This window comes from Bradyrhizobium sp. 21, from assembly GCF_023073335.1.
GTDB lineage: Bacteria > Pseudomonadota > Alphaproteobacteria > Rhizobiales > Xanthobacteraceae > Bradyrhizobium.
Genome location: NZ_JADPJG010000035.1, coordinates 668,512 through 681,512, shown reverse-complemented (window position 1 = coordinate 681,512; position 13,001 = coordinate 668,512). Strand labels below are relative to the sequence as shown.

Below are 13,001 nucleotides of genomic sequence, written 5' to 3'. Positions count from 1 at the left end.
CACCTCAGAAGATAGCGACCGCATGAGCTACGTCGAAGCCTCCGATACCTCCCTGCGCAAGACCGGACAGATCAAGCTGCATGGGCCGAGCGCCTTTGCCGGCATGCGCAAGGCGGGAGCGCTGGTGGCGAAGTGCCTCGACGAGCTCACCGACATCGTCGGGCCCGGCGTTCCGACCGAGCGCATCGACCAGTTCGTCCGCGACTTCGCCTTCAGCCACAACGCCTATCCGGCGACGCTGATGTATCGCGGTTATCGCTATTCGACCTGCACCTCGCTCAACCACGTGGTCTGCCACGGCATGCCCGGCGACCGCCCGCTGAAAGAGGGTGACATCGTCAACATCGACGTCACCTTCATCGTCGACGGCTGGTACGGAGATTCCAGCCGGATGTATGCGGTCGGCCCGATCGCGCGCAAGGCCGAGCGACTGATCGAGGTGACGTATGAAGCGATGATGCGCGGTATCGCTGCCGTCAAACCCGGCGCCACCACCGGCGACATCGGCCACGCCATCCAGAGCTTCGTCGAGCCGCAGGCCATGAGCGTGGTGCGCGATTTCTGCGGCCACGGCCTCGGACGCATGTTCCACGACGAGCCGAACATTATCCATATCGGCCGGCCCGGCGAGGGCGTTCCGCTCAAGCCCGGCATGTTCTTCACCATCGAGCCGATGATCAATCTCGGCAAGCCGCATGTGAAAATCCTCTCCGACGGCTGGACCGCCGTCACCCGCGACCGCTCGCTGTCGGCGCAGTTCGAGCACTCGGTGGGCGTGACTGCAACGGGCGTCGAGATCTTCACGCTGTCGGAGCGGCACGGCGAGAAACAGATCGGGTAGTCTTTCGCTTCGACAGGCCGTCGGTCGAAGATGCCCGTTGGGCGGTCCTTTGGACCGCCCATTGCGATGACCCTCACAATCCTCTGCCAAGATCAGGCATGGTTGACCTCGACGACCTCGCACAGGATCGTCTCGGCCTTCGCCAGCGCTGCAAGGCTTTGGACGTACGGCACAAATCTCGGATCATTGCGAAAATCGTCGATGTCCCTCGAACTTCGCCATTGCGAATAGTTGATCGCGTGCCGGCCCTCCTTGCTCGTGTGGACGCTGGACGAGATGAATCCGGGCTGCTTGCTGAAGAAGGACTCGGTGCCCTCCTTCAGGAGCTGAACCAGCTTGTGCTGGTTTTCCGGTTCGACCGTGAAGACGTTGACAAGGGTCGTGATGTCGCCGCCGACGCGGATGGTGGCTTGCATTTTCGAACTCCCGTTCTGGCTATGGGACGGGCTCGCCTGAGCGGCGAGCAGAGCGCCGGCTCCGGCACCAGTGGCAACGAAGGCGCGACGCGATAATTCGGGTTTGGTCTCGCACATCAATCATCTCCATTATGAAATCGTGGCTGGCCGCGCGAGGCGGGCCCATGCTGAGACGAACGAGGCGGGGCAATCGAGACAGCCGCTGAGATTTTTTTTCGCGGAGTGCACCGAGGATGCCGGGCCCGGCTCTACCGCCGGCGGCGGAATGACGACGGCGCCCGCCTGTAGGTGGCGGCGAAGGCATCGTTGAACCGGCGCACGCTGCCGAAGCCGGCCGCAAACGCAATCTCCGCCAAGCTCATGTCGGTCTGGTCGATCAGGCGCTTCGCCTCCTGAACGCGCCGGGTCGCTGCGATCTCGCTCGGGCTCGCGCCGGCGTGGCGCATGAACAGACGCAGCAGATGGCGCGGCCCGACGCCAAGCGCTTCCGCAAGCTCCGCCATCGATGCCCGATCCAGAAAGCCGTCATGGATCAGACGCATGCCGCGCGCCACGGTGGTCGCCGTTCCCATCCAGGCCGGCGAGCCCGGCGCCGTTTCCGGACGGCAGCGCAGGCACGGACGGAAGCCGGCGCGCTCTGCGGCGGCCGCGGTCGCATAGAAGGTGACGTTCTCGGAGCGGGCGGGGCGGACGGGACAGACCGGCCGGCAATAGATGCGCGTCGAGCGAACACCGGAGAAGAACAATCCGTCGAAAGTGCGCGCACGCGCCAGCCGCGCCCGATCGCAGGTTTGCCAGTCGAGATGCGGTGGCAGCGTTTGCCGATGCGCCGAGCCTGTCGCCATGGCGAAATCATAGTTTCAACGCGACACGCCGAGTAGCTGAAATCGGACTCGGTCGGGCGATGAGGTCCGAATTCAGCCAGCCTCTCCCTGCGCTCCCGATCATGGTGTCGATCGCTTCAGGAGCAAATCGCATGAGCACACAGGCGCAACAAACGACGTCAGGAAAAACCGGTCTCGCATTCGAGATCGGGCTCCTGCTGCTGCTCTCGCTGATCTGGGGCAGCTCGTTCACGCTGATCAAGATCGCGATCCCGACGATTCCACCCCTCACGATGGTCGCCGCACGGGTGACGATCGCGGCCATCCTTCTGGTCCTGGTCGCTCACGCGCAGGGACACGCCCTTCCCCACCGAGGATCGGTGTGGGCGGCTTTCTTCGTACAGGGGCTGCTGCAAAGCGCGCTGCCCTTCACCCTGATCAGTTGGGGCGAGGCGCATATCGCAAGCGGACTCGCCGGCGTGCTCAATGCAACGCCTCCGATGTTCGTGCTCGCGATAGCGATGATGACCGGGCGCGGGCGGCAGGCCATCAACGGCCGGAAGACCATTGGTGTCGGCCTCGGCCTCGCGGGTGTCGCCGTGACCATCGGTGCCGACGCGCTCTTGGGGATCGGCACGGCCGCTCCGCTGGCCCAAGCGGCCGTGCTGTCCGCGAGCCTCTGCTACGCACTCGCACCGATATGGGGGCAGCGCTTCTCGGGCCTTCCGGCGATCGTCACGGCGGCTGGGGCAATGAGCTGCGCCGCAGTGCTGATGCTCCCCGCGGCAGCCGCCCTCGAGCAGCCATGGACATTGCCACCAGCATCCGCGGCGGCGACAACAGCGGTCATCATGCTTGCGGTCGTCTGCACCGCCTTTGCGATGGTGATCTATTTCCGATTGATTCACACGCTCGGCCCGCTTGGCACGACCAGCGGAAGCTATTTGCGCGCGGGCTTTGCCGTGGTGCTCGGCACCGCGTGGCTCGGCGAGCGCTTTACCTGGTCCAGCCTTGCCGGGATGGTGCTCATTCTCGCCGGTGTGGTGGCGGTCACGATGCCTCTGCCCGCGCGGAACAGAACGCATCCGGCCTGATGACCGGCCCCGGCGTTGCCGATGCGAGCGATCCTTGCTATTCAGACCCCGCCGAAAAAGGCATGGCCGGATTGGTAAGCCCGGCCTGTTCCTGATTTTCAGGAATTCTGCCACCGTCTCCACGGTAGGACCCACGGCCGGACAGAGTGACGCGATCGTCACGCTGCTCGGCGGGTCGTGTCATCGTGTGTTTTCGGCCGCCGCCGGTGTGAGATGCCGCTCTGTCCGTTCCTTCATCCTGAACGGAGAGCCTACATGCGACTGCAACATCTCAATCTTACCACATCGGACGTGTCCGCCCTTGCCGCCTTCTTCGAGCGATTCTTCGGCTTCGAGCCCTATGCGGCTCGCGGCGATGCGCTCGTCGTGCTGCGCAATGGGCACGATTTCATCCTGACCGTGATGCGCGGCAAGACAGGCGAGCCAGCCGACTATCCCGCCAATTTTCACATCGGCTTCTATTACGACGAGGCGATCGAGGTGGAGGCCAAGCACGCCGAGCTGTCGGCCGCCGGCCTGAGCCCGAACAAGATCGCCTTCATGGACCGCGGCGGAGGCGCGCGCATCCCGCATTTCTATTGCGCCGCGCCGGGTAACGTTCTGATCGAGGTCTGCACCCCGCCGGGCGGCCTCGCGCCGTAGGCAGGTGACGAAGACCCGGCGGCCACGCGAACGAGCGAGCCGCCGGGGCCAGACACTTCTCGGTTGCAAAACGCGCCCGGTGCGGCATGGTTGTGGCCGATGCCCGCCAAAACCGACCATGACAAGAGCAAGCCGGAAGACGCGCCGCACTATCTCGGCCATCGCGAGCGGCTGCGCGAGCGCTTCTACAGCGCGGGGGCGGATGCGCTCAGCGACTACGAGCTGCTGGAGATGGCGCTGTTTCCGGCATTGCCCCGGCGCGACACCAAGCCGCTGGCGAAGACGCTGATCAAGATTTTTGGCTCGTTTGCCGAGGTCGTGCACGCGCCGGTGGCGCGCCTGCGCGAGGTCGAAGGGGTGGGCGAGGCCGCGATCCACCAGCTCAAGCTGATCGCGGCGGCGGCGCATCGCATCGCCAAGGGCGAGGTCAACAGCCGCAACGCGCTGTCGTCATGGAACGAGGTGATCGACTATTGTCGCACCAGCATGGCGTTTGCCGACAAGGAGCAATTCCGCCTGCTGTTCCTCGACAAGCGCAACCAGCTCATCGCCGACGAGGTGCAGCAGACCGGCACCGTCGACCACACCCCGGTCTATCCGCGCGAGGTGATCAAGCGCGCGCTCGAGCTGTCGGCAACCGCGCTGATCCTGGTGCACAACCACCCCTCCGGCGATCCCTCGCCCTCGCAGGCCGACATCCAGATGACGAAAGCGATCATCGACATCGCAAAACCGCTCGGCATTTCCGTGCACGACCACATCATCGTCGGCAAGAGCGGGCATGCGAGCCTGCGCGGGATGCGGTTGATCTAGGGCGTCGAATCACACGACAAGGACAGCATGAGCGACTGGCTGCACAACCTTCCGGTGTCCGTGATGGCGCTGGTGATCTTCGGCTTCACCTACCTGGTCGCGATAGCCATCTTCGCGGCCGTCGCGCTGGTCGCGACGGGGGAGCGCGCGAAATCGCTGAAGGCGATCTCGCCGGGCATGCTGCCGGTGCTCGGCATCATTTTCGGCCTGTTCGTCGCCTTCACCGCCGCACAAGTCTGGGGCGACAGCGACCGCGCCGGCGCCGCGGTGAGCCGCGAGGCCAGCGCACTGCGCAGCTCCGTGCTGCTGGCCGCCGGCCTGCCGGCGGAGCAGGAGACAAGGCTGCGCGGCCTGGTGCGCGACTATGTCGGGCAGGCCGTCGCGGTGGAATGGCCGATGATGGCGCATCGGGAGGTGTCGCTGAAGGTCACGCCGCCCGCGCTCGCCGAAGCCCTGCAGCTCGTCGTCACGTTGACGCCGCAAGGCACGGGTCAGGCGAATGTGCAGCGCGAGCTCATCGCCGCGCTGGAGCAGGCGCTGGATGCGCGGCGGCAGCGGATCATCGTCAGCCTCGCCGCGGTGAATCCGGTCAAATGGTGGTGCCTGTATCTCCAGGCGGCTTGCGCGCTCCTGGTGATCGGCCTCGTTCATTGCGACAACCGCCTGGGATCGGCGATCGCGATGGGCCTGTTCGCCACCGGCGTCGCCACCTCGGTCCTGCTCATCGCCGCGCACGACCGGCCGTTCTCCGGCCAGATCTCGATCCAGCCCGAGCCGCTGCTCCAGATCATGCCGGCGGCGGCAGCGAAAAGCTGAGACGCGACGGCTCGTCTCGATCTCAGTAACAATATCGCGGATCGACCGGGACGTAGGAGCCGTCCCGGCGCTGCAGGTAGCAGCCGCGCTGATACGCATAGTATCCGGAGCGGCGGCGTTCGCCCTCGGAGGCGATGGCCGCACCCGTGCCCGCTCCGACGACCGCGCCGATGGCGGCACCGCGGCCTCCGCCGAGCGCGCCGCCGAGGATCGCCCCGCCGACACCGCCGATGATCGCGCCGCCGACGGCATCCTGCGCCGCCGCCTCACGGACCGGCATCGCCATCGCAACCGCAACCGCAACCGCCAGACAGGCCGCGATTCCAAAACTTCCAATGCGAAGACCTCGAAGCATCGTCCGCCCCTCCCTGTGGTGAGGTAAGTGTTAGCGCCGGACATGGATTCGAGCCAGACAAATTGCGGCCGCCGCGGCTCACCACGTCATGCGATGGCGTCGGAAGCGGAGCGCGACGGCGGCTTAACCATGCCGCTTGCGATGCGCGGACCGGCTCTCGTCGCGCAGAGCTGCCGTGCCGGCGTCCACGACGGCATCGGGATCGATCAGGCAATTCGCGACGTCGTAACCCTCGCGGATGGGGCGCCCGGCGCCGATCCTGCCGCTGATTTTCCCGCCGAAGCTGTAACCCACTTCACACGCGGCGAGCCGGCGGCCTGCCAGATTTGCGGGATCACGCTGGCGTCACGGCCTGATCACGGCACCTGGTTCACCCTGACTGACACGGAGTTGCGATAATTCATTCATTGCGGGAGCGGAAAATGGTCTCATTCGAGAGTCTGAAAAGCGAGTACGAGCGGAATTGGGCCAATCTCGAGATCCGGCCTTCACGCCTCTCCGACGCGAACGCGGTCGCACGCAAGGCCATCAACGGCAAGGCGACCTACCAGCAGATCGAGCGGTTGACCGGCGTCCCCTGGTATTTTGCTGCCCTTTGCCACTACCGCGAGTCCAATTTCGATTTCGACACCTATCTCGGCAACGGAGAAACGCTTCATCGCACCACGACCGTCGTTCCGAAAGGGCGCGGCCCGTTTGCCACGTTCGTGGACGGCGCCGTGGACGCGTTCAGAATCGAGAACTTCGTCGGCGCTCACGACTGGGGTATCGCGCGGATTCTGTTCCGGCTCGAGGCGTTCAACGGCTTCGGCTATCACGCCAAGGGCTGCAACTCGCCCTATCTCTATGGTGGCTCGACACTGTACGGCCCGCCCGAGGCCAGAGCCGGCAAGTTCGTCCGCGACCATGTGTTCGATTCGAACCACGTCGATTCCCAACTTGGCACCGCGGTGATCCTGCACGCGATGATGTCGCTCGATTCCTCGATCACCCTCGACGGCAGCCCGCAATTCGCGAGCCGCATCGAACCGGAGGACGACGCGGCTTCGACGATCGTTCTCATGCAGCAGGCGCTCAACAGGCTCGGGGCCAATCCGCCGCTCGACGAGGACGGCATCAGCGGACCCAAGACCAAGACCGCGATCTCGCAGTTTCAGCAGCAGAATGGCCTGAGGGATACCGGACTTCTCGACGGCGCCACGGTCGCGGCCCTCACGCGCGCGGCACAGTCGGGCCCCACCGGGCAGCCCGGTGATCTCACCCAGATCCTCAAGCGGCTGGAAGACCTTGGGCAGCTGCTGCATCCACCGGCCGGCAGCGTGATTCCGGCAACGACGACACCTGGCAACACGCTGCCCGTCACCAACGATCCGATCAGCCTGTTCGAACGGCTCTTTTCCCTCGTCAACAAGACAGCCCCCATGCCAGGACCCGTCAGCCCGATCAGCCCTGCGCCCGTCGATCAATTGAAGCAGGTCGTCGACCTGCTCGGCACCCTGCTCAACAAGGGCGACAAGCCCGTGCTCGGCCAGGTCAATGGCGCGCTCGGCGACACCATCGGCAAGATGCTCGACGGCAAGAAGACCGCCCTCGGCATCGGCGGCTCGCTGATCACCGCGCTGCTCTCGTCGGTGACCGCGAGCCCCAACGCAGGCGGTATCGCCGGACTGCTCGGGACGATCGTGTCGGCGGTGCCGGGCCTCGGCCAGTTCGCGATGCCGATCTCCCTCGCACTCACGGCCTGGGGCGTGCTCGGCAAGCTGGAGAAGTGGGCGCAAGGCACCGCGCCGCCGCCGAAGCCGACGACGTAATTCGGATCTCCGCGGCCAAAGTGGCGGCGCCTATTGACGCAGCATGATCAGGGGATCGGCGGTGTCGGGGATGCGCCGCCATTGCGCGTTGTCGTCGGCCTCGAACTGCCAGGCCTCACCGGCCTTCGACATCAAAATGATCTGGCCGCGCTCGAGCCGCCATTGCGTCGGGTTGAACTGCGCGATGGCCGCATCGCATTTCGGCTTGAGGAAGACCTGGAAATTGTCGGGCCCGGCTTCCGTGTTGGTCAGCGTCAGTCCGCACACCGGCTGGCCGTTGCCGCGCACGATCGACCAGTCGCCGATCATCTGGTCCATCGACTTCGCCATCGAGCGGGCGGCGGCGAGATCCTGCAGGATGTAGACGCCCTCGCCCTGCCGCAGGCCCTCGAAGATGCCGGCCTCGACCTCGGTGAAGTCGATCACGGACTCACCGCTCGCATCCTGCAAGCGGACGATGTCGAGACCCCTGACGCTCCAGGCGACGATGTCCTTGGTGAATGGCAATGCGGCCTTGCAGGCCGGCTCCAGCTCCAGCTTGAAGCCCTGGCCTGCGGCATCGCTCTTCATCGTGACGACGCAGGTCTTGCTGCGCTCGGTGGTCGAGAGCTCCCACTGCCCGACCATCTCCTTCTTCAGGGTCGTCGCATCCTGCGCACGCGCAATGCCGATCGCGGCCAAGCAGGCCGCGACGGCGAATGCAACGACCCGAAGAACTGGCATCAGCGCCCCTTGAACGGCGTTTCGGCGACCGGCGTCAACGGCGCCTTGCCGGCGAACCAGGACTTGAGGTTGTCGACCACGAGCTGGTCCATCGCGTTGCGCGTCACCACCGAGGCCGAGCCGATATGCGGCAGCAGCACGACGTTCTGCATGGTCTTGAGCTCGTCCGGCACGTTCGGCTCGGCCGCGAACACGTCGAGACCGGCAGCGAGGATGGTGCCTGATTTCAGCGCCTGGACCAGCGCCTGCTCGTCGACGACAGAGCCGCGCGCGACGTTGACCAGCACGCCGCGCGGGCCGAGCGCCTTGAGCACCTCGGCATCGACCATCTTTTCGGTAGCGGCGCCGCCGGGCACGATCACCATCAGCGTATCCACGGCCTTCGCCATCTCGATCAGGTCAGGGTAGTGCTTGTAGGAGACGTCCTTGGACGGATTGCGCGTGTGATAGACCACCGGCACCAGCGATGCGTCGAGCCGGCGCGCGATCGCCTGGCCGATCCGGCCCATGCCGACGATGCCGACCTTGCGGTCGCGCAGCGAGCCGACGCTGAGCGGATAGTTCTGGGTCTGCCAGAGGCCGGAGCGCACATAACGGTCGGCCTTGATGAACTCGCGCACGGTGGAGATCAGAAGGCCCATCGCAACGTCGGCGACCTCCTCGGTCAGCACGTCGGGCGTGTTGGTGACGATGATATTGTGCTCGGCGGCGTATTTGGCGTCGACATGGTCGTAACCGACGCCGAAGCTTGCGACCATCTCGATCTTGGGCAATTGCGACAGCAAATCCTTGTCGGCACGCACCATGTGGTAGGTCACCGCCATGCCGCGGATCTTTTCGCGGATGGCCGGCGTCAAACGCTCGAGGTCGCCTCGGGTCTCGGCCTTGTGCACGACGAAATGATCGGAAAAACCGTTCTCGAGGATCGGCCGGACCGGCCCATAAATCAAAAGGTCGATCTTTTCGGACGAAATCGAACCGGTGGTCATCAGTTGTCCTTTCCAAGCGCGCTCTCGTGCCAGCGCCGTAAAACGAGGTGGGAAACTAGCGCCAGCACCCCATAGATGACAATCCCGGCCAGCGACAACAACAGCAGCGCCGCGAACATGCGGGGTATGTTCAATCGATAGCCGGATTCGGCGATCCTGTAGGCCAGCCCGGAGCCCGCGCCCGCCGTTCCCGCCGCGATCTCGGCCACGACCGCGCCGATCAGCGACAGGCCGCCGGCAATGCGCAGGCCGCCGAGAATATAGGGTAGCGCCGCCGGCAGCTTGAGAAAGCGCAGCGTCTGCTGTGGCGAGGCGCCATAGAGCTGGAACAGGCCTGAAAGGTTGCGATCGACCGAGTTGAGCCCGAGCGTGGTGTTGGACAGCACCGGGAAAAAAGCGACGATGAAGGCGCAGATGACGACCGCGGTCTGCTGCTCCAGATAGATCAGCAGCAGCGGCGCGATCGCGATGACAGGCGTGACCTGAAGCACCACGGCATAGGGGAATAGCGACGCTTCGACCCATCTGGACTGGTTGAACAGCAGCGCCAGCGCGATGCCGCCGACGCTGGCTGCGACAAAACCTTCAAGCGTGGTCAGCAGCGTCGCGGCGAGCGATTGTGACAGCACCGCCCAGTCCTTGATCAGCGTCAGGAATATGATTGAGGGCGCCGGCAGCACGTAAGGCGGGATGTCCTTGATGCGGACCACGAGTTCCCAGGCGAGAAGTCCCGCCGCGAATACGATGACGGGCAGCACGAAGCGCAATGCGCGTTGTGCGCCGGACGGTTTTGCGCTGACGGCAGCTTGCGCGTTCATAGCGTCGACTGCCCCGAATAAGATGGCGCCAGCGCCGCTGAGACCCTGCGGCAATAGTCGGAATAGGCGGCAGAGGTGCGAAACTCCTCGGCCCGCGGCTCGACCGTCTCGATGCGGATGTCGGCCTGGATGCGGCCGGGCCGCGCCGTCATGACCACCACGCGCTGCGACAGATAGACGGATTCGAACACCGAATGAGTGACGAAGATGACGGTCTTGCGAAGGCTGCGCCACAGCGCCAGCAGATCGTTGTTGAGACGGAACCGCGTGATCTCGTCGAGCGCCGCGAACGGCTCGTCCATCAGGAGGATATCGGGATCTGTGACCAGCGCGCGCGCCAGCGACACCCGCATCTTCATGCCGCCGGAGAGCTCCCGCGGGAAAGCCTCGGCGAAATCGGCAAGCCCGACGCTGGCCAGCGCCGCATCGGCGCGCGCGCGCGACTCGGCCTTGGGCACGTGCGCAAGCTTCAGCGGCAGCCGCACATTCTCGCGCACGCTGGTCCAGGGCATCAGGGTCGGCTCCTGAAACACGAAGCCGATGCCGTGACCTGGCTGCTCGGGTCCCTGATGGCGTGCCACCCGCACAGCGCCCGATGACGGCGCACTGAGCTCGGCGATGATGCGCAGCGCGGTGGACTTGCCGCAACCGGACGGACCCAGCAGCGAGATGAACTCGCCCTTGCGCACCGCAAGATCGAGCGGGCCGAGCGCCATCACGCCGTTATCATAGGTCTTCGTCACGCCGCGCAGGCTGACGGCCAGGGCGGTCAGGCCGGACTCGACCCCGGGCGAAGTTTTGCGCTCTACCATTGATCGTTGGCTGTTGCGGGGCTCGGTCGCGACGCCGCCGCATCTCGGATAAATCTCGGCATGCGTTACGGCTTGCTCGGGCGCAGCTCGACGCCGACGCCCTTGTTGACGAAGCGCAGCGTGTAGGATTTGCGGAAGTCGAGATCGCCCTTCACGACGCCGGCCTTCACCATCTTGTTGAAGAAGGAGGTGTAGCGCTCGTCGCTCATCGCGCCGATGCCGTTCTTCAAGCTGTCGCCGGAATCGACGATTCCGTATTCCTTCATCTTGGCGACGGAATAGGCGAGCAGATCGTCGGTCATCTCCGGATTGAGTTTCTTGATCATGGCATTGCCCGCGGAATTGTCGCGGTAGATGTAATTGTACCAGCCGACCATGGAGGCATCGACGAAGCGCTGCACCAGATCCGGCTTCTTCTCGACCACGTCGCGGCGGGTCTCGATCAGGGTCGAATAGGTGTTGAAGCCGGAATCGGCGAGCAAAAGCACGTTGGGCTTGAAGCCGGCGGCTTTCTCGACCGCGAAGGGCTCGGAGGTGACGTAACCCTGCATCGCGCTCTTGGGATTGGCGATGAAGGGCTGTGGATTGAAATTGTAGGGCCGGACGTTCTTCTCGCTGAAACCGTATTCGGACTTCAGCCACTGGAAATAGCTGGTCATGCCCTCCTTGGAGACGAACAGCGTCAGCGGCTTGAGGTCCTCGATCTTGCCGACCTTCGCATCCGGCTGCGTCAGCATCACCTGCGGATCCTTCTGGAAGACCGCGGCGATCGTGACGACCGGAACGTTGTTGGCGACCGCGTCGAACGACATCAGCGTGTTCGCGGCCATGAAGAAATCGATCTTGCCGGCGATCAGCAGCATCCGGTTGTTCTCGTTCGGACCGCCGGGGACGATGGTGACGTCGAGCCCGTATTTCTTGTAGGTGCCGTCGGCGACGGCCTGGAAGAAGCCGCCATGCTCGGCCTCGGCGACCCAATTGGTGCCGAAGGTGACCTTGTCCAGCGTCTCGGCACGCGCCGGGGCCACCGAGACGAAAGCGGCCATCAAGCCCGCCGTTAACGCTCGCCGCAGATGGGAGGGGCTCATGATGGGACTCCGTCGATCACTTCTAGCCGATGCCAAGCCAACGCGATAAAACCGCAAGATATCAGGGGACGCGAGCCGGCCTGGCCCGCGTCCCCTGGTAACCCCAAAATACGTGACAAATTCGGGCAAAGAAACCTCGATGATGCCTTCTCGCGACTGGACCGAGATCCGCTGGGCCGCGACGGCCCCCTCGGAACCGTCGCGCTGGATCGCGGTGCTGCCGCTGGCGGCGACCGAGCAACACGGCCCGCATCTGCCGCTCACAACCGACGTGCTGATCGCGGACGTCTATCTCGCGCGCGTGCGCGAGCTGTTGCCCGCGGACGTCCCGGCGATCTTCCTGCCCGTTGAACCGGTCGGGATTTCCACCGAGCATATCGACTATCCCGGCACGCAGACGCTGCCGACTGACATCGCGCTGAAGCGATGGACCGCAATCGGCGAGGACGTCGCGCGGCGCGGATTGAAGAAGCTCGTCATCATCACCAGCCATGGCGGCAACAGCGCGGCGATGATGCTGATCGCGCAGGATCTGCGCGCGCATCACAAGCTGTTCGTGGTGACGACGTCGTGGTCGCGCCTGTCGGGCGCGGACAAACTGTTTTCGGCCGATGAAGTCCGCCACGGCATCCATGGCGGCGCGGTCGAAACCTCGATCATGCTGGCGCGCTATCCCGATCAGGTGCGCGTTGATGCGATCGCGGATTTTCCCGCGAGCAGCATCGCGATGGAAAAGGAATATCGCTGGCTGTCGACGCAGCGGCCCGCACCGTTCGCCTGGCAGGCCCAGGATCTCCACGCCAGCGGCGCCGTCGGCAACGCGACGCTGGCCGTCGCCGAGAAGGGCGAGCAGCTGATCGACCAGGGCGCCCACGCCTTCTGCGAGCTGCTGAGTGAAGTTGATAACTTCGACGTGAACAGGCTCGCCAAAGGCCCCCTCGGCTAGCTCCCATCCATCT

16 protein-coding genes are annotated in these 13,001 nt (G+C 64.9%); 8 read left to right on the top strand and 8 right to left on the bottom strand.

The annotated features are described in order from the left end of the window. Positions 1–22: 22 nt before the first annotated feature. Positions 23–841 (top strand): type I methionyl aminopeptidase, encoded by an 819-nt coding sequence (map, locus tag IVB31_RS31875; RefSeq protein WP_247331992.1) that lies wholly within the window; start codon positions 23–25, stop codon positions 839–841. A 92-nt stretch (positions 842–933) separates the two neighbouring features. Here the strand turns inward: map and IVB31_RS31870 are convergent, their stop codons facing one another. Then, positions 934–1,257, bottom strand: coding sequence for an antibiotic biosynthesis monooxygenase family protein (locus IVB31_RS31870; protein WP_247331991.1), 324 nt, complete (start codon positions 1,255–1,257; stop codon positions 934–936). 248 nt (positions 1,258–1,505) lie between these two features. Then, positions 1,506–2,102 carry an Ada metal-binding domain-containing protein gene (locus IVB31_RS31865; RefSeq protein ID WP_247331990.1) on the bottom strand — a complete coding sequence of 199 codons (597 nt, stop codon included), beginning with the start codon at positions 2,100–2,102 and terminating at the stop codon, positions 1,506–1,508. 131 nt (positions 2,103–2,233) lie between these two features. Here IVB31_RS31865 and IVB31_RS31860 point away from each other — a divergent pair, with 131 nt between their 5' ends. The 4 genes from IVB31_RS31860 (at position 2,234) to IVB31_RS31845 (ending at position 5,446) form a co-directional block, all read left to right on the top strand. After that, the gene (locus tag IVB31_RS31860; RefSeq protein ID WP_247331989.1) at positions 2,234–3,175 is read left to right on the top strand and encodes an EamA family transporter; all 942 of its coding nucleotides are present in this window, start codon (positions 2,234–2,236) and stop codon (positions 3,173–3,175) included. Positions 3,176–3,430: 255 nt separating this feature from the next. Further along, entirely contained in the window at positions 3,431–3,817 is a 387-nt protein-coding gene (locus IVB31_RS31855) for a VOC family protein (RefSeq protein ID WP_247331988.1), read from the top strand. Between the two features lie 99 nt (positions 3,818–3,916). Then, a complete protein-coding gene (radC, locus tag IVB31_RS31850; RefSeq protein ID WP_247331987.1) occupies positions 3,917–4,630 on the top strand; it encodes a DNA repair protein RadC in 714 nt (237 codons plus the stop codon). A gap of 27 nt (positions 4,631–4,657) precedes the next feature. Continuing rightward, entirely contained in the window at positions 4,658–5,446 is a 789-nt protein-coding gene (locus IVB31_RS31845; protein WP_247331986.1) for a DUF4239 domain-containing protein, read from the top strand. 22 nt (positions 5,447–5,468) lie between these two features. Here IVB31_RS31845 and IVB31_RS31840 read toward each other — a convergent pair whose 3' ends face one another. Beyond that, the gene (locus tag IVB31_RS31840; RefSeq protein WP_247331985.1) at positions 5,469–5,801 is read right to left on the bottom strand and encodes a hypothetical protein; all 333 of its coding nucleotides are present in this window, start codon (positions 5,799–5,801) and stop codon (positions 5,469–5,471) included. A 93-nt stretch (positions 5,802–5,894) separates the two neighbouring features. Here IVB31_RS31840 and IVB31_RS31835 point away from each other — a divergent pair, with 93 nt between their 5' ends. Together IVB31_RS31835 and IVB31_RS31830 are read left to right on the top strand one after the other, a co-directional pair. Then, positions 5,895–6,200, top strand: coding sequence for a hypothetical protein (locus IVB31_RS31835; protein ID WP_247331984.1), 306 nt, complete (start codon positions 5,895–5,897; stop codon positions 6,198–6,200). 23 nt (positions 6,201–6,223) lie between these two features. Continuing rightward, a complete protein-coding gene (locus IVB31_RS31830; RefSeq protein ID WP_247331983.1) occupies positions 6,224–7,612 on the top strand; it encodes a peptidoglycan-binding protein in 1,389 nt (462 codons plus the stop codon). A 30-nt stretch (positions 7,613–7,642) separates the two neighbouring features. On the opposite strand, the gene IVB31_RS31825 is transcribed toward IVB31_RS31830, so the two are convergent. From IVB31_RS31825 to IVB31_RS31805, 5 genes are all read right to left on the bottom strand, one after another. Next, the gene (locus IVB31_RS31825; protein ID WP_247331982.1) at positions 7,643–8,335 is read right to left on the bottom strand and encodes a protease inhibitor Inh/omp19 family protein; all 693 of its coding nucleotides are present in this window, start codon (positions 8,333–8,335) and stop codon (positions 7,643–7,645) included. Then, complete coding sequence (locus IVB31_RS31820) at positions 8,335–9,324, bottom strand: 2-hydroxyacid dehydrogenase (protein ID WP_247331981.1); 990 nt, start codon at positions 9,322–9,324, stop codon at positions 8,335–8,337. The genes IVB31_RS31825 and IVB31_RS31820 overlap by 1 nt, the downstream gene beginning before the upstream one ends. Then, the gene (locus tag IVB31_RS31815; RefSeq protein ID WP_247331978.1) at positions 9,324–10,142 is read right to left on the bottom strand and encodes an ABC transporter permease; all 819 of its coding nucleotides are present in this window, start codon (positions 10,140–10,142) and stop codon (positions 9,324–9,326) included. The genes IVB31_RS31820 and IVB31_RS31815 overlap by 1 nt, the downstream gene beginning before the upstream one ends. Continuing rightward, positions 10,139–10,954 carry an ABC transporter ATP-binding protein gene (locus tag IVB31_RS31810; RefSeq protein ID WP_247331977.1) on the bottom strand — a complete coding sequence of 272 codons (816 nt, stop codon included), beginning with the start codon at positions 10,952–10,954 and terminating at the stop codon, positions 10,139–10,141. The genes IVB31_RS31815 and IVB31_RS31810 overlap by 4 nt, the downstream gene beginning before the upstream one ends. A gap of 65 nt (positions 10,955–11,019) precedes the next feature. Next, the gene (locus IVB31_RS31805; RefSeq protein WP_247331976.1) at positions 11,020–12,042 is read right to left on the bottom strand and encodes an ABC transporter substrate-binding protein; all 1,023 of its coding nucleotides are present in this window, start codon (positions 12,040–12,042) and stop codon (positions 11,020–11,022) included. Between the two features lie 139 nt (positions 12,043–12,181). Between IVB31_RS31805 and IVB31_RS31800 the strand changes: the two genes are divergently transcribed. Further along, complete coding sequence (locus IVB31_RS31800; protein ID WP_247331975.1) at positions 12,182–12,988, top strand: creatininase family protein; 807 nt, start codon at positions 12,182–12,184, stop codon at positions 12,986–12,988. Positions 12,989–13,001 lie beyond the last annotated feature (13 nt).

Coding starts and splice junctions, on each gene's coding strand:
- IVB31_RS31835 (WP_247331984.1), top strand. CDS start 5,895: ATGGCGTCGGAAGCGGAGCGCGACGGCGGCTTAACCATGCCGCTTGCG.
- IVB31_RS31860 (WP_247331989.1), top strand. CDS start 2,234: ATGAGCACACAGGCGCAACAAACGACGTCAGGAAAAACCGGTCTCGCA.
- IVB31_RS31830 (WP_247331983.1), top strand. CDS start 6,224: ATGGTCTCATTCGAGAGTCTGAAAAGCGAGTACGAGCGGAATTGGGCC.
- IVB31_RS31820 (WP_247331981.1), bottom strand. CDS start 9,324: ATGACCACCGGTTCGATTTCGTCCGAAAAGATCGACCTTTTGATTTAT.
- map (WP_247331992.1), top strand. CDS start 23: ATGAGCTACGTCGAAGCCTCCGATACCTCCCTGCGCAAGACCGGACAG.
- IVB31_RS31810 (WP_247331977.1), bottom strand. CDS start 10,954: ATGGTAGAGCGCAAAACTTCGCCCGGGGTCGAGTCCGGCCTGACCGCC.
- IVB31_RS31845 (WP_247331986.1), top strand. CDS start 4,658: ATGAGCGACTGGCTGCACAACCTTCCGGTGTCCGTGATGGCGCTGGTG.
- radC (WP_247331987.1), top strand. CDS start 3,917: ATGCCCGCCAAAACCGACCATGACAAGAGCAAGCCGGAAGACGCGCCG.
- IVB31_RS31805 (WP_247331976.1), bottom strand. CDS start 12,042: ATGAGCCCCTCCCATCTGCGGCGAGCGTTAACGGCGGGCTTGATGGCC.
- IVB31_RS31865 (WP_247331990.1), bottom strand. CDS start 2,102: ATGGCGACAGGCTCGGCGCATCGGCAAACGCTGCCACCGCATCTCGAC.
- IVB31_RS31840 (WP_247331985.1), bottom strand. CDS start 5,801: ATGCTTCGAGGTCTTCGCATTGGAAGTTTTGGAATCGCGGCCTGTCTG.
- IVB31_RS31815 (WP_247331978.1), bottom strand. CDS start 10,142: ATGAACGCGCAAGCTGCCGTCAGCGCAAAACCGTCCGGCGCACAACGC.
- IVB31_RS31800 (WP_247331975.1), top strand. CDS start 12,182: ATGATGCCTTCTCGCGACTGGACCGAGATCCGCTGGGCCGCGACGGCC.
- IVB31_RS31825 (WP_247331982.1), bottom strand. CDS start 8,335: ATGCCAGTTCTTCGGGTCGTTGCATTCGCCGTCGCGGCCTGCTTGGCC.
- IVB31_RS31870 (WP_247331991.1), bottom strand. CDS start 1,257: ATGCAAGCCACCATCCGCGTCGGCGGCGACATCACGACCCTTGTCAAC.
- IVB31_RS31855 (WP_247331988.1), top strand. CDS start 3,431: ATGCGACTGCAACATCTCAATCTTACCACATCGGACGTGTCCGCCCTT.